17 protein-coding genes are annotated in these 20,867 nt (G+C 72.5%); 4 read left to right on the top strand and 13 right to left on the bottom strand.

Features of this window, described 5'->3' with window-relative positions:
• Positions 1 to 84: 84 nt before the first annotated feature.
• Positions 85 to 1,122, bottom strand: coding sequence for a 4-hydroxyphenylpyruvate dioxygenase (gene hppD, locus ACJOT3_RS07795; protein WP_406970323.1), 1,038 nt, complete (start codon positions 1,120 to 1,122; stop codon positions 85 to 87).
• Between the two features lie 259 nt (positions 1,123 to 1,381).
• Here hppD and ACJOT3_RS07790 point away from each other — a divergent pair, with 259 nt between their 5' ends.
• Positions 1,382 to 1,984: a Uma2 family endonuclease gene (locus ACJOT3_RS07790; RefSeq protein WP_406970321.1), complete on the top strand. Its 603-nt coding sequence runs from the start codon at positions 1,382 to 1,384 to the stop codon at positions 1,982 to 1,984.
• Positions 1,985 to 1,987: 3 nt separating this feature from the next.
• On the opposite strand, the gene ACJOT3_RS07785 is transcribed toward ACJOT3_RS07790, so the two are convergent.
• On the bottom strand, positions 1,988 to 2,845 hold the full coding sequence (locus ACJOT3_RS07785; protein WP_406970319.1) for a phosphorothioated DNA-binding restriction endonuclease: 858 nt from the start codon (positions 2,843 to 2,845) through the stop codon (positions 1,988 to 1,990).
• Positions 2,846 to 2,922: 77 nt separating this feature from the next.
• On the opposite strand from ACJOT3_RS07785, the gene rarD reads away from it, so the two are divergent.
• The 3 genes from rarD to ACJOT3_RS07770 all read left to right on the top strand — a co-directional run bounded on the left by rarD (position 2,923) and on the right by ACJOT3_RS07770 (position 6,602).
• Positions 2,923 to 3,876: an EamA family transporter RarD gene (gene rarD / locus ACJOT3_RS07780; RefSeq protein ID WP_406970317.1), complete on the top strand. Its 954-nt coding sequence runs from the start codon at positions 2,923 to 2,925 to the stop codon at positions 3,874 to 3,876.
• A 119-nt stretch (positions 3,877 to 3,995) separates the two neighbouring features.
• Positions 3,996 to 4,940, top strand: coding sequence for a flagellar associated protein (locus ACJOT3_RS07775; RefSeq protein WP_406970315.1), 945 nt, complete (start codon positions 3,996 to 3,998; stop codon positions 4,938 to 4,940).
• A 204-nt stretch (positions 4,941 to 5,144) separates the two neighbouring features.
• Entirely contained in the window at positions 5,145 to 6,602 is a 1,458-nt protein-coding gene (locus ACJOT3_RS07770) for a hypothetical protein (protein ID WP_406970313.1), read from the top strand.
• Positions 6,603 to 6,821: 219 nt separating this feature from the next.
• On the opposite strand, the gene ACJOT3_RS07765 is transcribed toward ACJOT3_RS07770, so the two are convergent.
• The 11 genes from ACJOT3_RS07765 to nuoE form a co-directional block, all read right to left on the bottom strand.
• The gene (locus ACJOT3_RS07765) at positions 6,822 to 7,826 is read right to left on the bottom strand and encodes a polyprenyl synthetase family protein (protein WP_406970311.1); all 1,005 of its coding nucleotides are present in this window, start codon (positions 7,824 to 7,826) and stop codon (positions 6,822 to 6,824) included.
• 181 nt (positions 7,827 to 8,007) lie between these two features.
• On the bottom strand, positions 8,008 to 9,654 hold the full coding sequence (gene nuoN, locus ACJOT3_RS07760; RefSeq protein ID WP_406970309.1) for an NADH-quinone oxidoreductase subunit NuoN: 1,647 nt from the start codon (positions 9,652 to 9,654) through the stop codon (positions 8,008 to 8,010).
• Entirely contained in the window at positions 9,651 to 11,270 is a 1,620-nt protein-coding gene (locus ACJOT3_RS07755) for an NADH-quinone oxidoreductase subunit M (RefSeq protein ID WP_406970307.1), read from the bottom strand. The genes nuoN and ACJOT3_RS07755 overlap by 4 nt, the downstream gene beginning before the upstream one ends.
• Positions 11,271 to 11,273: 3 nt before the next feature.
• Entirely contained in the window at positions 11,274 to 13,217 is a 1,944-nt protein-coding gene (gene nuoL / locus ACJOT3_RS07750) for an NADH-quinone oxidoreductase subunit L (protein WP_406970305.1), read from the bottom strand.
• Positions 13,218 to 13,231: 14 nt separating this feature from the next.
• Entirely contained in the window at positions 13,232 to 13,531 is a 300-nt protein-coding gene (gene nuoK, locus ACJOT3_RS07745) for an NADH-quinone oxidoreductase subunit NuoK (protein WP_013156051.1), read from the bottom strand.
• On the bottom strand, positions 13,519 to 14,472 hold the full coding sequence (locus tag ACJOT3_RS07740; RefSeq protein WP_406970302.1) for an NADH-quinone oxidoreductase subunit J: 954 nt from the start codon (positions 14,470 to 14,472) through the stop codon (positions 13,519 to 13,521). The genes nuoK and ACJOT3_RS07740 overlap by 13 nt, the downstream gene beginning before the upstream one ends.
• Complete coding sequence (gene nuoI, locus ACJOT3_RS07735) at positions 14,469 to 15,020, bottom strand: NADH-quinone oxidoreductase subunit NuoI (protein ID WP_406970300.1); 552 nt, start codon at positions 15,018 to 15,020, stop codon at positions 14,469 to 14,471. Before nuoI ends, ACJOT3_RS07740 begins: the two co-directional genes overlap by 4 nt.
• Positions 15,013 to 16,380 (bottom strand): NADH-quinone oxidoreductase subunit NuoH, encoded by a 1,368-nt coding sequence (gene nuoH / locus ACJOT3_RS07730; protein ID WP_406970298.1) that lies wholly within the window; start codon positions 16,378 to 16,380, stop codon positions 15,013 to 15,015. The genes nuoI and nuoH overlap by 8 nt, the downstream gene beginning before the upstream one ends.
• Positions 16,377 to 18,836 (bottom strand): NADH-quinone oxidoreductase subunit G, encoded by a 2,460-nt coding sequence (locus tag ACJOT3_RS07725; RefSeq protein WP_406970296.1) that lies wholly within the window; start codon positions 18,834 to 18,836, stop codon positions 16,377 to 16,379. Before ACJOT3_RS07725 ends, nuoH begins: the two co-directional genes overlap by 4 nt.
• Positions 18,833 to 20,152 (bottom strand): NADH-quinone oxidoreductase subunit NuoF, encoded by a 1,320-nt coding sequence (nuoF, locus tag ACJOT3_RS07720; RefSeq protein ID WP_406970294.1) that lies wholly within the window; start codon positions 20,150 to 20,152, stop codon positions 18,833 to 18,835. The genes ACJOT3_RS07725 and nuoF overlap by 4 nt, the downstream gene beginning before the upstream one ends.
• A complete protein-coding gene (gene nuoE, locus ACJOT3_RS07715) occupies positions 20,149 to 20,856 on the bottom strand; it encodes an NADH-quinone oxidoreductase subunit NuoE (protein ID WP_406970353.1) in 708 nt (235 codons plus the stop codon). Before nuoE ends, nuoF begins: the two co-directional genes overlap by 4 nt.
• Between the last annotated feature and the right edge of the window lie 11 nt (positions 20,857 to 20,867).

Genomic DNA, 20,867 nt, shown 5'->3' with positions numbered 1-20,867 from the left:
TAGCCCCCTTCCTACCCCGTCGAAAGCGGGGACACCAGGGCCCGGGGGTGCGGGGGACGGGACGGGGCGCCGGGGAGCCGCCGGTCAGTCCTCGCGTTCGCGCTCGACCGCCTCGTACAGGGCGCGGATGTTGCCGCTGCCGAAGGTGGTGGCGCCCAGGCGTTCGATGACCTCGAAGAAGACGGTGCCCCGCGGGTGGGTGGAGCGGGCGAAGATCTGGAAGAGCTGCCCGTCGTGGTCCTCGTCCACCAGGACCGCCAGTTCGCGCAGCCGCTCCACGGGGTGGCGGCGCGGGTCGAGGCGTTCGGTGAGCAGCCGATAGTAGGTGTCGGGGGCGGACAGGAAGGCGACGCCGCGCTCGCGCAGCAGGCCGACGGTGCCGGTGATGTCGGCGGTGCTCAGGGCGATGTGCTGCACGCCGGGGCCCCGGTGGTCGCGCAGGAAGCCGTCGATGTGGCCGGGTTCGAGGTCGGGGTCGGGCTCGATGAGGGTGAGGGTGGCGTCGCCGCCGTCGGAGCGGACGATGTTCGAGGTCATGGCCTGGCGGCCGACCGAGATGCGCTCCTGGAAGATCGTGGAGAAGCCCAGGACGTCGCGGTAGTAGGCAACGGTGGGGGCGAGTTCGCCTGGGGGCAGGCAGACGGCGAGGTGGTCGACGGCCGCCAGGCCCAGGTCGGCGGGGACGCCCGCGACGGGGTCCAGGCCGGGCAGCAGGTCCCGGCCGGGCGCGCGCTGTACGAAGGTGTGGGCGACGTCGCCGAACCCGGAGACGGTGGCGGTGGCCACGCCGTCGATCTCGGCGGGCGCGGCCAGGGAGCGGGCGCCCCGGGAGACCGCCAGGTCGTGGGCGGCGCGGGCGTCGGCGACGCGCAGGGCGACGTCGGCGACACCGTCGCCGTGTTCGCGCACGTAGCGGGCGGCGGGGTGGTCGTCGGCGAGGGGCTGGGTGAACAGCATCCGGATGGTCCCGGTGCCGACCAGGACCGAGCGCTCGCCGACGGCGCGGGAGCCCTCGGCGAGCACCGCCGTTCCGTAGTCCTCGCGCATGCGGTGCGCGGCCTTGTCCGCGTCCGCGACGTGGAAACCGAGGTGGTCGATGGTCGCACCCGACAGAGCGGTCACGGTGTCTCCTTGGCGATGGCCGTCAAAGCTCCGCAGCGTAACGACGTCGCCGGGCCTGTTCCCGGGATCCCGGGATCTGCGCGTTTCCACCCCGAACCGGGACCCGGCACCTCCTTCTCCGCACTCCCGCCCTTTTATTCGGATCCCGATCGGCGATAAGGGGCCGAACCGTAAAGCCGATTTCTCGGATTCTCCCATCGGAGCCCTGTACCCGCCGCAATACTGGCCGTCATGAGCACGAGGAGGCAGTATGTCTGTCATGACCACCAGGCAGCAGGACACCCCGGAACGGCTCCTGACCACGGACGACCTGGAACACTTCCCGGACGACGGGCGGCGGTACGAACTGGCCGACGGGCGGCTTGACGTGTCCCCCGCGCCCAAACCGCTGCACACCCGCGCCTCGTATCGCCTGGGGTTCCACCTGGGCCTTTCTTCTGGCGGCGAGTTCGAGATCCACGAGTCACCGGGCATCGATCTCAACGGAGACCGGACACGGCACCGTCTTCCCGACCTGGCCGTGTTCGACGTCCCCCTCCCCGAGAGCGGCTACTTCTCGGTCCCGCCGCTCCTGGCGGTGGAGGTCGTCTCCCCCGACAGCGTCCTCCGCGACAACCACACCAAGCGCATCGAGTACGCCGCCTTCGGCGTCCCCGCGTACTGGGTGATCAACCCGCTGGCCGACAAGGTCGGCCTGGTGGAGCTGCGTTTGGAGGGCGGCCAGTACCGGGAGGTCGTCCAGGCGCACGGGGAGGACGTGTTCGCCACCGACTTCCCCTTCGCCCTCAGCCTCGTCCCGCACTGGCTGACGGCGGACGGCCCGTGGCTGAAGAACATCGGCGGGGGCACCGGCGAGGAGTGATCCTCAGGCAGCGGGGACCGGGTGCTTGAAGACCTGGTCCCGGTGCCAGTCGATGTGTCCGGCGGCGGGCAGCAGCAGGTCGCGCCCGGCCAGGTCGCTGACGATCCGCCGGGCCTCGGCGGAGCGGGCCTCGAAGCGCGGGGAGACGTCCAGGGTCAGCTCACCGGTGAGGCCGAGGACACCGCGGTCCAGCAGCAGGTGGTGCTGGGAGCACAGGGCCAGGCCGTTGTCCACCGTGTCGGGTCCGGCCTGGGACCACCAGCGCACGTGGGCGGCCTCCAGGCCGACGGAGACGCCGTCCATCCACGCGTCGTAGCCGCAGAACGCGCACCGGTGGCCGTAGGCGTCCAGCACCGCCTCCCGGAAGGCGGGGTCGCGGTCGCCCGCGGCGGCCCACCGCTCGGGGACGAGGGAGAGCCCGGTCAGGGCCAGGATCTCCTCGTGCAGGGAGGACGGGAAGTTCGCGTCGAGCAGCATGCGGGCGAGGCGGGTTCGCAGCCCCGGGTCCTGTGCCAGCGCCCGGGAGAACTCTGGGGTGAGGCTCCCCCGGGCGCCGGAGCGGCGCAGCCTGCCCGGGTTGTCCCCGGGGTCGCCGCCGTCGTCCGTGGTGAGCACCCACAGTCCGTCGTCGTTGGCCAGGCGGCGGAAGGGGAAGGCGGGCGTGGTGCCGCCCTTGGCGGGCGGGGCGAACTCGTCCAGCAGGAGTTGGAGGCGTTCCTCGGCCGCGCTGTAGGGGATCGGCGCGTCGCCGTGGCGCTGGTGGTGGCCGAGCGCGTAGAGCAGCAGGAGGGGTTTGTGCGGGGCGCGCTTGCCGTCGCGCCGCCACTGCCTGATCCCGCCGATCCGCTCTTCCCAGTCCATGGCGCACGACCTTAGCGGCAACGGTGAGGCGGGGAATACAGGAGACAAGGCGGACAATTCGTCCTACCATTGCAAGCGTGCCGGATTCCAATCGCGGCGTCGCCCTCGGGGCGGCAGCCTTCCTCCTCTGGGGATTCGGGGCCCTGTACTGGGACCTCCTGTCCGCCTCCGCGCCTTCCGAGATCCTGGCCCACCGCATGGTGTGGTCCCTCCTGGCGATGTCCGTCTTCCTGCTGCTGGCCCGCCGGGGCTGGAAGTGGCTGCCCGGGGTGATCCGCAGCCCGCGCCGGCTGCTGCCGGTGGCCGCGGCGGCGGTGCTCATCGCCCTCAACTGGTGGGGGTTCATCTACTCGGTGTCCAGCGAGCAGACCCTCCAGGCGTCGCTGGCGTACTTCATCAACCCGCTGATGTCGGTGTGCCTGGGCGTGGTGGTGTTCTCCGAGCGGCTGCGCGCGGCGCAGTGGGTCGCGGTAGGGCTGGGCGTGCTCGCGGTGGTGGTGATGACGGTGGGCTACGGCGTCACGCCGTGGCTGGCGCTGCTGATGGCGTCGTCGTTCGCCGCCTACGGGGCGGTGAAGAAGTACGTGGACCTGGACGGGATGCAGAGCCTCACCGTGGAGACGCTGGTGATGTTCCTGCCCGCGCTCGGGTACGTGCTGTTCCTGGAGTTCTCCGGGGTCGGAACGGCGGCGTCGGTGTCCCCCGCGCACACGGCGCTGCTGGTCGGCGGCGGGTTCGTGACGGCGCTGCCGCTGCTGCTGTTCGGGATGGCGACCCGGCTGGTGCCGCTGAGCGTGATCGGGATGCTCCAGTACATCGCGCCCACACTGATGTTCTTCATCGGCTGGCTGGTGCAGGGCGAGGAGATGCCGCCCGCCCGGTGGGCGGGGTTCGCGCTGGTGTGGCTGGCGCTGAGCGTGTTCGCGCTCGACCAGGTGCGCGACGCCCGGGCGCGGTCGGTGCGGCGGCGGACGGAGCGGGCCGAGCAGGCGGAACAGGCGGAGCGGCCGACCCCCGAGTCCTGCGACTGACCTCGGGTTTCCCGGTTTCGGAGAACCGAAACTACTATCCGTGACACTGTGCTAACGTCGTGTCGCGAACCGGGTGCGTCCCGGTTCCCGACGGTCCGCACGTCACGGAGGGCACCCGCATGTCCCGCACCAGCCGCACGGCCCGCGCCCCGCGCGCGGCCGCGGTGGTGCGCCCGCCCTCCCTGCTGCTGGTGCCGCTGTTCGTCGGGGCGGCTCTGGCCGCCCTGTGGCTGATCGGCACCCCGTCCGCGCAGGCCGACACCGCCGGGCCGCTCGGCCTGGACCGGGCCGCCTCCCTCGACACCGGGCCGGCACCCGGGCTGAACTCCTTGGACCCCGCGCTGGACCCCCTGGACCCCGCGCTGGAGGCCGGCGTCACCGAGGTCGCCGCGCCCGTCACCGGCACTCTGGGCACCGTCCACCGGCGCCTGGAGGAGCGGACCGGGTCCGCCCCCGCGGCCGTGCTGGCCGACCCCGCCGTCGGCGAGGTCGGCGGGGGCGTCCAGGAGGGCGCCCGGCGCGTGGTCCGCGAGCTCGCGGCCGTCGACCAGGACCAGGCGGAGAACCTGGTGGCCCACGTGGCCTCCACCCGGCTGGCCCCCGCCCCCGCACCGGCGGAGGCCGTCGCGGCCCTCGTGTCCGCCGCGGCCGACCCCGCCGGGACCGGCCTCCCCGACGCCCGCGCCCACGCCGAGGACGAGAAGGCCGGCAGGTCCGGGGAAGCCGACGAGGACACCGCCGAGGCCGGTCCCGACGGCCTCCGGGACACCGTCCCCGGCCTGTTCCCGGCCCCGCGGGCCGCCGGAGCGGCCGCCGACACCGCGGCGGCGGACGAGCACCGCCCCGCCGCCCCGGCCGACCGCGGGGTCTCCGCGGCGCCCCAGACGTCCCAGCTCTCCACCGGTTCGGCCGCGCCCACCGGCGCGGGCGCCCCGGCCGTCGCCGGGTTCCTCACCGTCGTGCCGCTCACCGCACCCGCCGCCGACGCGCTCTCGAACGCCGTCGACGCCGTGCACCCGGTGCCCGCGGGCGCCGCCGACGACCCCACGGTCTCCCCCGACTAGGAACGGGCCGCTCCGACGGACCCGTTCCCAGCCCTTTTCCGCTCTGGGAGCTGACCTGAGTCCCGTGCCCCGTGCCGCACCGCCGCGGCCCCGCCCACGTGATTCATGTCAGCCGGTGGTCCACCGGCTCCCGGCCGACCGCGACCCGGTGTCGCGGCCGCCCCGAACCACTCCGCAACCACAGAGCCTTCCGGAAGGAAACCCATGTCGCAGGCCAAGCACATCTCGGCCAGGGCCGTTCTGCTCGCCGCCGGAACCGCGGGCTTCGTCGCCCTCGGCGCCGGTGTCTCGGGCGCAGAGGCGCTCGCCTCCCCCGCCGCCGAGCTCGCCCCCACCGTCGAGCGGGCGCTCGTGGAGGGCGTCGCCCCGACCGTGAACACCGCTCTCCCCGGCGGGATCGGCCCGGTCGCCGGGAGCACACTCGCCGAACTCCAGGAGACCTCCCGCAACGCCGAGAAGCCCGCGCCCGACCTGGCCGCGATGCTGCCCGCCGGCGGGTCGGAGATCGCCACCCCGGTGGGCGGCGTCGCCAACCCGAGCGCGGCACTGGCCGACGCCGTCGCCGCCACCCAGGACGCGACCGGCCTGGACGGGAACCCGCACGACACCGCCGGGCACGACCTGGGCGCGGCCGTCGAGAGGCGGGCCACCGGCGCGGGCGACGAGTTCGGGACCACCGCCCAGAGCGCGGGCGGGGTCGTGGAGGAGACCGCCGCCGGGGTGCTCCCGCACACGGTGGTCGCGGTGCACGAGTTCCGCGACGAGATGGGCGTCCCCACCGTCTCGGAGCTGCCCCGGCCCACCGAGCTGGCGCAGAACCTGGACACCTCCCGGCTGCCCGACGCCGACACCGTCGCCCAGGCCGTGGACCTGTCCGACCCCACCGCGCTGACCCGGGAGAACAGCCTGGGGGTCAGCGAGGTCCTGGACGTGGCCCCGGCCCTGCCCACCGCCCCCGGCACCGGCACCGTGCCGCAGAGCGCCGAGACGCCGCAGGTCCCGAACATGTGGGACCTCGCCGGGGCGTTCGGGGTGGAGACGCCCAAGGCCCTCCAGGACGTGGTGGAGTCCAACCCGGTCACCGACGACAACTACGTGAGCCTGGGCGAGGAGGAGATCCTGGGCGCGGTCGGCAACCGCAACCTGGACGGGAGCATCACCGCCGTCCCCCAGAGCCGCGAGCACCAGAGCACCCCGCAGCTGCCCGTCCCGGCGCAGGGGCCGACGGTCGTGGAGACGCCCGCCATCGCGCAGATGCCCGCCGGGCAGCAGGCCCCGGGGCTGTCGGACCTGACCGACGCCCTGCTGACCGGGGCCTCCGACCTGGGCGCGGCCGACACGGTCGCCCTGGACGGCCCGCTCGCCGACACCGGGGTGCCGCGGGTCGGCACCGGGGTGCCCACCGTGGACGGGTCGCTGCCGCAGGTCGCCGACACCTCGTCGCTGCCGTCCCTGGCCGAGGGCCCCGACCTGACCACCGCCGAGGACCTGGTGGCGGGGCTGAGCCGCGGCCCCGCCCTGCTGGGGGACCTGGACACCAGCGACCTGGTCGCCATCGAGGGCGGCACCGCGGAGGCCCCGCCCACCCCCGAGGGCATGGTGTCGCACCCGACCTTCCTGAACCCGCTGCCCGGCGCCGAGGCCCTGCCCCTGGTGAGCTAGGCGGTTCCCCCTCGGGCACGCACCCGCCCGAGAACCGGGACGCCCCCGACGCGCCCGGGGGCGTCCCACCCGCTCTCTCCCGGACACCGCTCTCTCCCGAGCAGCATTTTCCGCAGCCCGACGGCGCCGCCCCGGCGGCGCCGTCGGCGCGTCCGGGGCCGGGAAGCAGAACGGCGCCGGCCCTCGGGGGGCGGCGCCGTCGGTGGGCGGGCGGGGCGGTCAGCCGGAGCGTTCCACCACGTAGTCGCACAGGGCCTCGAAGGCGTCGCGCGCCGGGCCCTGCGGCAGGGTGGCGATCTCGGCGCGGGCCTTGTCGGACCAGCCGCGCAGGGTCTTCTCGGCCTCGGCCATCGCCGGGTGGGCGCGCAGCAGGCCCAGGGCCTCCTCGGCCTCGGTGTCGTCCAGGGGGCGGCCCAGCAGCGACTTGAGCCGGTCGTCGGCCGGGTCGGTGGAGCGCAGCGCGTAGAACATCGGCAGGGTCAGCACGCCCTCGCGCAGGTCCGTGCCGGGGACCTTGCCGGACTCGCGGGTCTCGGCGGCCACGTCGATGAGGTCGTCGGCGAGCTGGAAGGCCATGCCCAGCGCGTCGGAGGCGCGGGTGAGGGTGCCGGTGGTGACCGGGTCGACCTTGCCGAACATGCCGCCGAACTCGGCGGAGGAGGCGATGAGGGAGGCCGTCTTGTCCCCGATGACCCCCAGGTAGTGGTCGAGGGGGTCGACGCCCTCGGGCGGGCCGGAGGTCTCCAGGATCTGCCCCTGGACCAGCCGGCCGAAGGTCTGGGCCTGCAACCGGACGGCCTCGGTGCCCAGGTCGGCGAGGATCTCCGAGGCCTTGGCGAACACGTAGTCGCCGGTGAGGATGGCGATGGAGTTGCCCCAGCGCTGGTTGGCGCTGGGTCGGCCGCGGCGCAGCTCCGCCTCGTCCATGACGTCGTCGTGGTACAGGGTCGCCACGTGGGTCAGCTCGACCACGGCCGCGGCCGGGACGAGGTCGGGCATGTCGGGGTCGCCGAAGTGCGCGGCCAGCAGCACCAGCATCGCCCGGAAGCGCTTGCCCCCGGCCTCCAGCAGGTGGGAGGCGGCCTCGGTCAGCATCGGGTCGCTCGCCCGCACCGACTCCCTCAGGAGGTCCTCGACCTTCTCAAGACCGTCCTGGACCTCCCGGGCGAGGGCCGCGTCGACTCTCGGCAGAGCGAGAAACCCGCTCGGGACAGCACCGCTCACCGTAAAGCTCCACCTGTTGAACGGGCACGGCGGCGGCCTCTGGGTGGTCGCCGCGTGCTCAGCACATGAACATGATCCGACTTGCCACGGTATCCGACCCGGAATGATCGTCCAAAGCCACACCCGGGTAGGGCCCGGACCGGAATGAAACCGCAGCTCATCCGGTCCGGGCCGTGACCTGTTAGCGTGCTCCGGCCTCGGTGGAGGCCTGGTCCACCATCACGGACACCGGTTCCTGCGGGCCGTCCGGGGAGGGCAGCAGGTTGTCGAGCACCGGCCCGGGGTACACGCCGAGCACCAGGGTGGCGGCCACGCCGATGGCGATGACCCCGCCGGTGGCGGCCCCGGCGCGCACGACGGTGGGCCCGTCGGCCTCCGGATCCCGGAAGAACATCACAACGATGATCCGGACGTAGAAGAACGCGGTGACGGCGCTGCTGAGCACACCGACGACCACCAGCGGGGTGGCCCCGGCGGCGACGGCCGCCTCGAACACCGCGAACTTGCCGATGAACCCGCTGGTGAGCGGGATGCCCGCGAAGGCCAGCAGGAACAGTGCCAGCGCCCCCGCCAGCAGCGGGTGGCGGCGGCCCAGCCCGGCCCACCGGTCCAGATCGCCCAGCTCCTGCCCGCCGTCGGCGGTGCGCACCAGGGTGACCACGGCGAACGCGCCCAGGGTGGTGAACCCGTAGGCGGCCAGGTAGAACATCGCCCCGGCCAGGCCGTCGGTGGTCCCGGCGACCACGGCGGTGAGGATGAACCCGGCGTGCACCACCGAGGAGTAGGCCAGCAGCCGCTTCACGTCCCGCTGGGACACGGCGACGATCGCGGCGACCACCATGGTGAGGACCGCGATGATCCACAGCATCGGCTCCCAGTCGCCGATCCGCCCGCCGAAGGGGACGAAGAACACCCGCAGCAGCGCGCCGAACGCGGCGACCAGGGTGCAGGACGCCATCAGCGCGGTGACGGGGGTGGGCGCCCCCTGGTACACGTCCGGCTTCCAGTTGTGGAACGGCACCGCGCCGACCTTGAACAGCAGGCCGACGGCGACCAGCCCGATCCCCATGAGCAGCAGCGGCTCGCCGTTGCCGTCGGCGAAGATCGCCGCCCCGCCGTTCTCCACGGCGGCGCGCACCTCGCCGAAGTTCACCGACCCGGCGTAGCCGTACACCATGGCGGCGCCGAACAGGAAGAACGCCGAGGAGAACGCGCCGAGCAGGAAGTACTTGACCGCGGCCTCCTGGGAGAACAGGCGGCGCCGGCGGGCGAGCCCGCACATCAGGTACAGCGGGAGGCTCATGACCTCCAGGGCGATGAACATGGTGAGGAAGTCGTTCGAGGCGGGGAACATCAGCATTCCCAGCACCGCGAACAGCACCAGCGGGTAGACCTCGGTGTGCTGCGACCCGGCGAGGATGTGCGCCCGCTCCTCCTCGCTGCCCGGCACCGCCGCGGCCTGGGCGGCGAACGCGTCCCGGCCGTCGCGGCGCTCGGCGATGAGCAGCAGGCTCACCAGCGCCAGCACCGTGATGGTGCCCTGGAAGAACAGCACGGTCCGGTCGACGGCCAGCGTGCCGACGCCGACGGTGACCCCGGCCTGCCCGTCGGGCAGCGACCCGACCTGGAGCACGAGGAGCACGAACGTCGCGAGCAGCGCCAGGGCGGCCAGGCCGATCTGGAGCGGGCGGCGGCGCGCGGCGGGCACGAACGCCTCGAACAGCACGGCCACCATGGCGGCGCCGAACAGGGTCAGCAGCGGTGCCAGCAGCCACCAGTCGAGGACCGGTGCCCCCTGGGTGATGACGGGGAGGTCCTGGGGGATCATTCCGCGCCTCCTTCCTCGGCGGAGTCGACCGTGGCCACCACGGTGCGTTCCGCGGCCGGTTCGATCGCGTCGAGCAGCGGCTGCGGGTACAGCCCGAACGCGATGATGAGCGCGAGCAGCGGACCGACGGCCCACGCCTCGCGCGCGGACAGGTCCTTGAACCCGGACACGCCGTCGGCGGTGGGCCCGGTCATGGTGCGCTGGTACATCCACAGGATGTAGAGCGCGGCGAGCACCACGCCGATGACGGCGATCAGGGCGGGCACGGGGTTGAACGCGTACACGCCGACGAACACCAGGAACTCGCTGACGAACGGCGCCAGCCCGGGCAGGGCGAGCCCGGCCAGGCCGGTCACCAGGAAGACCCCGGCGAGTTTGGGCGCCACGTTCTGCACGCCGCTGAAGTCCTTGATGAGCGAGGACCCGCGGCGGGCCACGAGCAGGCCCACGACCAGGAACAGCGCCCCGGTGGCGAACCCGTGGTTGACCATGTAGAGCGCGGCCCCGGTCTGGGCCTGGGCGGTCAACGCGAAGATGCCCAGGGTGATGAACCCGAAGTGGGAGATCGACGTGTAGGCGACCAGGCGCATCATGTCGGTCTGGCCGATGGCGAGGATCGCCCCGTAGACGATGCTCACCAGGCTCAGCGCCACCACGGGCCACACGAACCAGGAGACGGCGGCGGGGAGCAGCTCCATGCAGTACCGGAGCATGCCGTAGGTGCCGACCTTGTCGAGCACACCCACCAGCAGCACGGCGGTGCCGGGGCGGGAGGCCCCGGCGGCCTGCGGCAGCCAGGTGTGCACGGGCCACATCGGCGCCTTGATCGCGAAGGCGATGAAGAAGCCGAGGAACAGCCAGCGGGCGGTGGACGGGTCGAGGGCGGCGAGCGCCCCGTTCTCCCCGACCAGGTCGGCCCACAGGAAGGTGCCGCCGTGGACGAACACCCCGATGACGGCGACCAGCATGATGAGGCCGCCGGCGAGGCTGTACAGCAGGAACTTGACGGCGGCCTTGGCGCGCTCGTCGCCGCGCCCGTAGCGCCCGATCATGAAGTAGACCGGGATGAGCATGGCCTCGAAGAACACGTAGAAGAGGAAGACGTCGGTGGCCGCGAAGACCCCGATCATCATGGCCTCCAGGGCCAGGATGAGCGCGAAGTAGCCGCGCCCGCCGTCCTCCCGGTCGTCGTGCTCCCTCCAGGCGGCCAGGACCACCAGCGGGACGAGGATCGCCGACATGAGGATCAGGGTGAGGGCGATGCCGTCCACCCCGACGGCGAAGTGGACCCCGAACCGCGGGATCCACGGGTACTCCTCGACGAACTGGAGCGAGCCCGCGTTCGACAGGTCGAAGCGCAGGGTCATGGCGACCAGGACGGCCAGGGTGGCCAGGGAGAAGCCGAGCGTGATGCGCTTGGCGTTCTCGGCGGAGACCGCCCCGGTGGCGGTGGCCGCGGGGGTGCGGACCGCCGTGGTGGTGCCGCCACCGCCCTCGGCCGCGGCGGCGGCCGACGCGGTCGCGGCCCTGCCTCCCGCTCCGGTGCGCGGCAGTGCCCAGACGAGCACGGCGCCGATCGCGGGCAACGCGATCGCGATGGTGAGCCAGGGGATCATTGTCTACAACCTCACAACCAGCGTCGCGGCGACGATCACGGCGCCGAAGAGCATGGTGAGCGCGTACGACCGGGCGAACCCGGTCTGCGCCCGCCCGAGCCCGCGGGAGGAGTCGCGCACGCCCGCGCCGAGCCCGTTGACGAACCCGTCGATGACCTTGTCCTCGATGACGCCGAGCGCCTTGGTGAGGACCTGGCCGGGGCGCACGAACAGCCCCTCGTTGATCTCGTTGCCGTACAGCTCGCGGCTCGCGGCGACGGTGACGAGGTTCCCCTTGGGCGCGGTGCGCGCGACCGGACGGCGCAGGTACACGGCCCAGGCCGCGGCCACGCCGACCACCAGCACGCCCAGCGCCGCCAGCCCGTAGGGCGAGGTGAACGCGTGCGCCAGGTCGAAGTGGTGCGGGTGGGCGCCGATGGTGGGCGCCAGGAAGTTCGCGAACCGGTCGCCGAACACCAGGAACGCGCCCAGGAACACCGAGCCGATGGACAGCACCACCATGGGGGCGGTCATGCTGACCGGCGACTCGTGCGGGTGCACATCGTCGTCCCACCGCTTCTCGCCCAGGAAGGTCAGGAAGAACATGCGGGACATGTAGAAGGCGGTGAGCCCGGCGCCGAGGATGACCGCCGACCCCAGGACCACGCCCTGGGTGCCGCCGATGCCGAACGCCTCGGTGATGATGCTCTCCTTGGTCCACCAGCCGGACAGCAGCGGGACGCCGATGATGGCGAGGTAGCCGAGTCCGAAGGTGGCGAAGGTGATGGGCATGACCCGGGCCAGGCCGCCGTAGCGACGCATGTCGACGCCGTCGTTCATGGCGTGCATGACCGAGCCGGCGCCCAGGAACAGCCCGGCCTTGAAGAAGCCGTGCGTGATCAGGTGGGCGATGGCGGCCACGTACCCGACCGGGCCGAGCCCGGCGGCCAGCACCATCATGCCGATCTGGCTCATCGTCGAACCGGCCAGGGACTTCTTGATGTCGTCCTTGGCGGAGGCGATGACGCCGCCGGCGAGCATGGTGGCGGCCCCGACCACCGCGACGGTGGTCTGGGCGGCGGGTGCGGCCTCGAAGACCGGCCCCGCGCGGACGATGAGGTAGACGCCCGCGGTGACCATGGTCGCCGCGTGGATGAGCGCCGACACCGGGGTCGGGCCCTCCATGGCGTCCAGCAGCCAGGCCTGGAGGGGCAGCTGCGCGGACTTGCCGCAGGCGCCGAGCAGCAGGCACAGGCCGATGGCGACCAGCACCCCGTTCCCGGCGCCGGGGACGGCGGCGAACACGTCGCTGAAGCTCACCGCGCCCAGGGCGGTGAACATGATCATGATCGCCGCGAGCAGGCCCATGTCGCCGACGCGGTTGATGATGAACGCCTTCTTGGCCGCGGCGGCCGCCGACGGCTTGTACTGCCAGAACCCGATGAGGAGGTAGGAGGCCAGGCCCACGCCCTCCCAGCCCAGGAACAGCAGGGCGAAGTTGTCGGCCAGGACCAGCACCAGCATGGCCGCCACGAACAGGTTGAGGTAGGCGAAGAAGCGCCGCCGCCCCGGGTCGTGGGACATGTAGCCGATCGAGTAGACGTGGATCAGCGATCCGACGAACGTGATCAGCAGGACGAAGCTGATGGACAGGGGGTCGACCAGCAGGTCGGCCCCCACCGTGAAGGTGCCGACCGAGAACCACTCGTAGACGGGCACCGACACGCTGCGCGCGTCCTGTGCCCGGCCCAGGAGGTCGAACAGGATGAGGGCCGCCCACACGAACGAGCCGACCGGCAGCGCCGTGGCGAGCAGGTGGCCCCAGGAGTCGGTCCTCTTGCCGCCCAGCAGCAGGACCGCCGCGCCGACCAGCGGCAGGGCGATGAGCAGCCAGGCGTTCGACAGCACCGCGCCGTCCGCGGCCACCGCCGTCCCGGTGTCGGCGGCGAGGAGAGTGTGTTGTTGCACTGCCACGTCGCCTTCTAGTGCTTGAGCAGGTTGGCGTCATCGAGCGACGCGGACCTGCGGGTTCGGAAGATCTGCATGATGATCGCGAGACCGACGACCACCTCGGCGGCGGCGACGACCATCACGAAGAAGGCGATGACCTGCCCCTCGATGTCGCCGTGCATGCGGGCGAACGCGACGAACGCCAGGTTGCAGGCGTTGAGCATGAGCTCCACGCACATGAAGACGATGATCGCGTTGCGCCGGACGAGCACGCCGACCGCGCCGATGGTGAACAGCAGCGCCGCGAGGACGATGTAGTTCATCGGGTCCATGTGGACTCCACCTCCTGGCCGTCGCCGTTCTCCCGGGCCTCGTCAGCGGCGCCCGCCTCGTGCGGGTGGGCCTCGACGCCCGCGGTGGGCTCGCCCTCCTTGGAGTGGGCCGAGTCCGACGCGCCGCCGGGGAGCGGCGGGCGCCCCGCCCGGACCTCGTCGGGGACCCGCGACTGGTACTCGGGGTCGCGGGCGGTGAGGACCGGGTTGAGCGAGAGCCGGGCGACCTGGCCGTCGGGCAGCAGCGCGGGCATGTCGATCGCGTTGTGCCGGGCGTAGGTGCCGGGCCCGGGCAGCGGGGTCGGGTGGTCGCCGCGGATGCGGTCCTCGGAGATCTCCCGCTGGGTGCGCCGCTTCTTGGTGCGGGCGGTGTGGGCCAGCACCAGGGCGCCCAGGACCGCGGTGACCAGCAGCGCGGCGGTGGCCTCGAAGGCGACCACGTAGCGCAGCAGCAGCTCCCCGGCGATCCAGGGGATGCTGCCGCCCGCGGCGGCGGCCCCGGCGGCCAGGCCGACCGGGTCGCCCACGGAGATGCGGGTGATGCCGGTGGTCAGGGCGCCGACGAAGCACAGGGCGACGATCGCGGTGAGCAGCCGCTGCCCGCCCAGCGTCTCCTTGAGGGAGTCCGCGGAGCTGACGCCGATGAGCATCAGCACGAACAGGAACAGCATGAGGACCGCGCCGGTGTAGACGACGATCTGCACGACCATGAGGAAGGGCGCGGCGTTGATCCCGTAGAAGATCGCCAGGCCCACCATGGTCAGCGCCATGGACATGGCCGAGTGGACGGCCTTGCGGGAGAACACCACGCCCAGGGCGCCGAGCAGGACCACGGTTCCCAGGATCCAGAAGGCCGAGGCCTCCCCGCCGCCGATGGGGGCGGCGAGGTGGACCTCGTGCGGTTGGGTGTAGGGCGAGGCGAGGAGGACGGCGGGGGTCATCGGGCCGCCTCCGTGTCCTCGTGCCGCCCGTCCTGGGAGCCGTGCTGGCCACGGCCGGTGGCGTAGTAGTCGAGGTCGCTGTCGCCCAGGCGCATGGGGTGCGGCGGCGCCTCCATGCCCTCCTTGAGGGGGGCGAGCAGCTGCTCCTTGGTCCAGATCAGGCTCTGCCTGCTGTCGTCGGCGAGCTCGTACTCGTTGGTCATGGTGAGGGCGCGTGTCGGGCACGCCTCCACGCACAGCCCGCACAGGATGCAGCGCAGGTAGTTGATCTGGTAGACCCGCCCGTAGCGCTCACCGGGCGAGTAGCGGTCGTCGTCGGTGTTGTCACCGGCTTCGACGTAGATGGCGTCGGCGGGACAGGCCCAGGCGCACAGTTCGCACCCGATGCACTTCTCCAGCCCGTCCGCCCACCTGTTCAGCTGGTGCCGTCCGTGGAAGCGCGGCGCCGTGGGGCGCTTGACCTCCGGGTACTCGACGGTCGGCACCTTCTTGAACATGGTGTGGAAGGTGACGCCGAAACCCTTGACGGGATTGAGCCAATCAAGCACCGGTGACCTCCCCCTTCTGCTTGACGCTGCGGCCCGCGGCGGCCGGGGCCGTCCGCGGCGGTTCGGCGAGCACGCTGCTTCCGTAGTGCGGCGCGGTGCTCGGTGGCACCGGGAACCCGCCGAAGGCGGAGTCCTCGTGTGCGCGGCGGGCGTTCTCGGCGCGCTGGACCGCCTCCTCGGCGCGTTCGCGGCGCGCCGACCGGAGCCAGGCGTAGAACGCGATGAGGGTGGCGGCGCTGAACGCGGCGACGACCGAGCCGATGACGATCGGGGAGGCGCCGTCCAGGACGAGCATCCGCACGACCGCGACGGCGGTGATCCACACCAGCTGGACGGGGATGAGGACCTTCCAGCCGAACTGCATGAGCTGGTCGTACCGGACCCGGGGCAGGCTGCCGCGCGTCCAGATGAACAGGAACATGACGCCGACGAACTTGAGCAGCCACCACAGGGCGGGCCACCAGCCCTCGTTGGCCCCGGGGAAGGCGGTGCCGATCCCGAAGGGGGCGTACCAGCCGCCGAGGAAGAGCGTGACGGACACGGCGGCGACCGTGCACATGTTCACGTATTCGGCGAGGAAGAACATCGTGAACTTCATGGACCCGTACTCGGTCATGAAGCCGCCGACGATCTCGCCCTCGCCCTCGGCCAGGTCGAACGGGAGCCGGTTGGTCTCGCCGATCATGGTGACCAGGTAGATGAGGAACGACGGCAGCAGCAGCACCGCGAACCACAGTCCGCGCTGGGCCTCGACGATCCCGGACATGGTGAGCGTGCCGGACATGATGAAGACCGCGACGAACGACAGGCCCATCGCGATCTCGTAGCTGATGACCTGCGCGGACGCGCGCAGGCCGCCGAGCAGGGCGTAGGGCGACTGGGACGCCCACCCGCCGAGCACGAACCCGTACACCCCCAGCGCCGCGGTGGCCAGGACGACCAGGGCGGCGATGGGCAGGTCGGTGAGCTGGAGCGGGGTGGTGACCCCGAACAGGTTCACCTCGGGCCCGATCGGGATGACCGAGAAGGCGATGAACGCGGGGATCGCGGCGATCAGCGGCGCGGCGATGTAGACGAACCGGTCGACCCCGTCGGGGATCAGGTCCTCCTTGAGGGAGAGCTTGATCCCGTCGAACAGGGACTGGAGCAGGCCGAAGGGGCCCATCCGGTTGGGTCCGTGCCGCTGCTGCATGCGGCCCATGACCTTGCGGTCGGCCATGATCATCATCAGGACGCAGACCATCAGGAAGACGAAGATGGCCAGCGCCTTGATGGTGGTGATCCACCACGGGTCGTTGCCGAAGGCGCTGAGCGTCTCCTCCGACGCCAGGTGCGCCACGCTGGTGGCGACGGGGGTCACTGGTGCCTCCCGGCGGTGCTCGGCGCCGACAGCAGGACCGTCTCGCCCGCGCCGCTGCCCAGGTCGCGACGGATGTCGCAGCCCTGGGCGTTGGCCGGGAGCCAGACGACCCGGTCGGCGATGTCGGTGACGACCACGGGGACGGTGACCGAGCCCCGGGTGCCGGTGACGCGGAGCGATCCGCCGTCGGGCACCCCGACCTCGTCGGCCGTGGCCTGGGACAGGTAGGCGCGGGCGGGTCGGGCCGTCCCGGCCAGGAACGGCTCGCCGTCCTCCATCCGCCCGGTGCCCAGGAGCTGGCGCCAGGTGGACAGCAGGGCCTCGCCGGGGCGGGGCTCGGGGACCGGGGCCGGTCGGACGGCGGGTGCGGTGGCCCGCTCCCCCGCCCACAGGCCCAGTTCGAGCAGCTCGCGGTAGGCGGTGGCGGAGTCGGGCAGCCCCAGGTGGACGTCCATCTCGTCCGCGATGGCGGCCAGGACCCGCAGGTCGGAGAGGGCGCCGGGCACCTTGAGCGCGTCGCCGAAGGGCCGGTGGCGGCCCTCCCAGTTGACGAAGGTGCCGGACTTCTCGGCGACGGCGGCGACGGGGAAGACCACGTCGGCGCGGTCGGTGACCTCGCTGGACCGCAGTTCGAGGCTGACGATGAACGGCACCCGGGCCAGGGCCGCGCGGGCGGCCTCGGGGTCGGGCAGGTCGTCGAGCTCGACCCCGGCGATGACCAGGGCGTCGAGGTCGCCGCGGGCGGCGGCCTCGATGATGGCGGCGGTGTCGCGGCCCGGCTCCGACGGCAGGGTGCCGACGTTCCAGGCGCGGGCGACCTCGGCGCGGGCCGAGGCGTCGGAGACGGGGCGGCCGCCGGGCAGCAGCCCGGGCAGGGCCCCCGCGTCGATGGCGCCGCGTTCCCCGGCCCGGCGCGGGATCCACACCAGGCGGGCGCCGGTGCGGTCGGCCAGCGCCGCGGCGGCGGTGAGCGCGCCGGGGACTGCGGCGAGCCGCTCCCCGGCGACGATGACCGCGCCCGGCGCGCCCAGGGCCTCGACGGCCTCGGGCGAGGCGTCCTCCAGGGCGTTGAGGACACGGGCCTCGTCGCCCGGCGCGGTGCCGATGAGCGTGCCGCCCGCCTTGGTGAGGCCGAGGCTGGCGTGGCTGGCGACGGAGTACAGCTTGAGGCCGCGCTTGCGGTGGGCCTTGCGCAGCCGCAGGAACGTGGAGGGCGACTCGTCCTCGGGCTCGAACCCGGCCAGGAGGACGGCCGGGGCCTTCTCCAGTCCGGTGAAGTCCACGCCGATCGGGGTCCCGGCGACGCGGGCCGCCAGGAAGTCGGCCTCCTCCTGCGAGTGGGCGCGGGCCCGCATGTCCACGTCGTTGGTGCCCAGGGCGATCCGCGCGAACTTGGCGTAGGCGTAGGCGTCCTCGTAGGTGAGGCGCCCGCCGGTCAGGACGCCGACCCGGCCGCGGGCGGCGGCCAGCCGCTGTCCGGCGATGGAGACGGCCTCCGGCCAGGAGGCGAACTCCAGGGCGCGGGAGTCCTCGTCGCGCACCAGCGGGCGGGTGAGCCGGTCGGCCTGGGTGGCGTAGGCGAACGCCCACCGGCCCTTGTCGCAGTTCCACTCCTCGTTGACCTGCGGGTCGTCGCCGGCCAGGCGGCGGGTGACCTTGCCGCGCCGGTGGTCGGTGCGCTGGGCGCAGCCGCCGGAGCAGTGTTCGCAGACGCTGGGGGTGGAGACCAGGTCGAAGGGGCGGGACCGGAACCGGTAGGCCGACCCGGTGAGGGCGCCCACCGGGCAGATCTGCACGGTGTTGCCGGAGAAGTAGGAGTTGAACGGCTCGCCGCCCGCGATGCCGACCTGCTCCTTGGCGCCGCGCTCCATCAGCTCGATGAGCGGGTCCCCGGCGATCTGGGCCGCGAACCGGGTGCAGCGGGCGCACTGGATGCAGCGCTCCCGGTCGAGCAGCACCTGGCTGGACAGCGGGATCGGCTTGGGGAAGGTCCGCTTGACGTCGATGAACCGGCTCTCGCCCCGGCCGGTGGACATGGCCTGGTTCTGGAGGGGGCACTCGCCGCCCTTGTCGCAGACCGGGCAGTCCAGCGGGTGGTTGATGAGCAGGAACTCCATGATGCCGCGCTGGGCCTTCTCCGCCACCGGGGAGGTGAGGTGGGTGTTGACCACCATCCCCTCCATCACGGTGATGGTGCAGGACGCCTGTGGCTTGGGCATGCCGCGCCCGTTGCCCATGTCGGGGATGTCCACCAGGCACTGGCGGCAGGCCCCGACCGGGTCCAGGAGCGGGTGGTCGCAGAAGCGCGGGATCTGGATCCCGAGCAGTTCGGCGGCGCGGATGAGCAGCGTGCCCTTGGGCACCTGGATGCGGAAGCCGTCGATGGTGACGGTGACCAGGTCCTCGGGCGGGGGTGCGGGGGCCGCTCCGCCCGGGGTGTTGGAGGTGACGGTCACGGGTTCCCTCCCGTCGTGGTCGTGCGGTCCGCCCACAGGGTGGACCTGGAGTGGTCGAAGGGGCAGCCGCCCTGCTCGACGTGGTCGATGTACTCCTGGCGGAAGTGCTTGATCGACGACATGACCGGGCTGGTCGCGCCGTCGCCCAGGGCGCAGAACGACCGGCCGAGCAGGTTGTCGCAGATGTCCAGGAGCTTGTCGAGGTCGGCCTCGGACCCCTCGCCGCGCTCCAGGCGGTCCAGCACCTGGACCATCCAGTAGTTGCCCTCGCGGCAGGGCGTGCACTTGCCGCAGGACTCGTGGGCGTAGAAGGAGATCCAGCGGCCGACGGCGCGGACCACGCAGGTGGTCTCGTCGAAGATCTGGAGGGCGCGGGTGCCGAGCATGGACCCGGCGGCGCCCACCGACTCGAAGTCGAGCGGGGTGTCCAGGTGCTCCTCGGTGAAGATCGGGGTGGAGGAGCCCCCGGGCGTCCAGAACTTGAGGCTGTGGCCCTCGCGGATGCCCCCCGCCATGTCCAGCAGCTCGCGCAGGGTCACACCGAGCGGGGCCTCGTACTGGCCGGGCCGGGTGACGTGCCCGGACAGGGAGAAGAACCCGAACCCGGCGGACTTCTCAGTGCCCATCGAGGTGAACCACTCGGCGCCGCCCAGGACGATGCTGGGGACGCTGGCGATGGACTCGACGTTGTTCACCACGGTCGGCGAGGCGTAGAGCCCGGCGACGGCGGGGAACGGCGGCTTGAGCCGGGGCTGGCCCCGGTAGCCCTCCAGGGAGTCCAGCAGTGCGGTCTCCTCGCCGCAGATGTAGGCTCCCGCCCCGGCGTGGACGACCACGTCGAGGTCGAACCCGGTGCCGAGGATGTCCTTGCCCAGCAGCCCGGCGGCGTAGGCGTCGGCGACGGCCCTGCGCAGGCGGCGGATGACGTGGACGACCTCGCCGCGCACGTAGATGAACGCCTGGCTCGACTTGATCGCGTAGGAGGCGATCGCCACGCCCTCCACGAGGGAGTGCGGGTTGGCGAGCATGAGCGGGATGTCCTTGCAGGTCCCGGGCTCGGACTCGTCGGCGTTGACGACGAGGTAGCGCGGGTTGGGGTTGTCGGCCGGGAGGAATCCCCACTTCATGCCGGTGGGGAACCCGGCGCCGCCGCGCCCGCGCAGCCCGGACTGTTTGACCAGGTCGACGATGGCCTCGGGCTCCATGGCCAGGGCCTGGCGCAGGGCTCGGTAGCCGCCGTCGGCCCGGTAGCCCTCCAGGGTGAAGGAGTCGGGGCGATCCCAGTTGTGGGACAGGATCGGGGTCAGGGTGGTCACTTGCCCTCCTCCTCACTCTTGGCGGGAAGGTTCGCGGGGTCCGGGGCGGTCCAGCCGCGTTCGCGGGCCAGCCTGAGCCCGGCCAGCGAGGGGCCGGCGGCCTGCACGCCCTCGCCGGCGCGGCCGTCGTCGAACCCGGCCAGCACCCGGGAGGCCTGCTTCCAGGTGCACAGGGTCGACGGGCCGCGGGTGGGCGCCACGTCCCTGCCCAGCCGCAGGTCGTCGACGAGCCTCTTGGCCGAGTCGGGGGTCTGGTTGTCGAAGAACTCCCAGTTGACCATCACGACCGGCGCGAAGTCGCAGGCCGCGTTGCACTCGACGTGCTCCAGCGTGACCTTGCCGTCCTCGGTGGTCTCGTTGTTGCCGACGTCCAGGTGCTCCTTGAGGGCGGCGAAGATCTCGTCCCCGCCCATCACGGCGCACAGGGTGTTGGTGCACACCCCCACCTGGTAGTCGCCGCCGGGGCGGCGGCGGTACATGGTGTAGAAGGTGGCGACCGCGTTCACCTCGGCGAGGGTGATGCCGAGCTGGTCGGCGCAGAAGCGCATCCCGGCCCGGCTGACGTGGCCCTCCTCGGACTGCACCAGGTGCAGCAGCGGCAGCAGCGCCGACCGCGGTTTGGGGTAGCGGCCGATGAGCTCCTTGGCGTCCTGCTCCAGGCGCGCGACGATCTCGGCGGGGAACGTGTCGGTCCCCTCCGGGATCGCGGGCGCGC

It is taken from the genome of Nocardiopsis protaetiae (assembly GCF_045446735.1).
Taxonomy (GTDB): Bacteria; Actinomycetota; Actinomycetes; order Streptosporangiales; family Streptosporangiaceae; genus Nocardiopsis; species Nocardiopsis protaetiae.
This window is presented reverse-complemented; position numbering and strand designations above follow the sequence as displayed.